Raw genomic sequence first — 672 nt, 5'->3', positions numbered from 1 at the left:
GGGTCCAGTCGCGCGTCCTGCGGGACGAGGACGATCCGAGCGCCCGTCAGCAACGGCCCCCACATCTCCCACACCGAGAAGTCGAAACTGAAGGAGTGGAACAGGGACCAGACATCGGTGGAACCGAAGTCCATACGGGACTGAGCGGCATCGATGAGAGCGAGAACGTTGCGGTGCCGGATCGGCACGCCTTTCGGCCGCCCGGTCGAACCGGACGTGTAGATCACGTACGCCGGCGAATCGAGACCCACCAACGGTTGTGTCGTCGACCGGACGGACGCGGTCGGAGCCGGTACCGCCACACAAGGCAAACCCGACGCCGGGTCCGTCCCAGAAGACTCGCCGAGAACCACCGACACCGCCGAATCCGACGCCATCATCGTCAAACGCTCGACGGGATACAACGGATCCATCGGCACATAACCACAACCGGCCTTCAACACCCCCAGAATCGCGGCGATCCACCGAGAATCACGAGGCAACAACACCCCCACCAAACCACCAGGCACGACCCCAACAGCCACCAACTCCGCACAAACCGCGTCCGACCACCGATCGAGCTGACCGTAGGTGACAAACCGACCCGAATCCTCGATCGCGACCGCATCCGGCGTCGACCCGACCCGCACCCCGAACCGCGAAACCAACGACATGGACGCGTCCCCCATACCT

Annotated in this window: 1 protein-coding gene; it reads right to left on the bottom strand. The window is 64.0% G+C overall.

Translation table 11 applies throughout. The features are described 5' to 3' along the window. Window positions 1–653 (bottom strand): AMP-binding protein (locus JT362_RS35320; RefSeq protein WP_260196312.1); only part of this gene is annotated, 653 nt, incomplete at its 3' end. Window positions 654–672: the final 19 nt, after the last annotated feature.

Source organism: Actinophytocola gossypii, from assembly GCF_025165815.1.
Taxonomy (GTDB): Bacteria; Actinomycetota; Actinomycetes; order Mycobacteriales; family Pseudonocardiaceae; genus Actinophytocola; species Actinophytocola gossypii.
The sequence above is the reverse complement of the archived record's forward strand: the minus strand, read 5'-3'. Positions and strand labels throughout refer to the sequence as shown.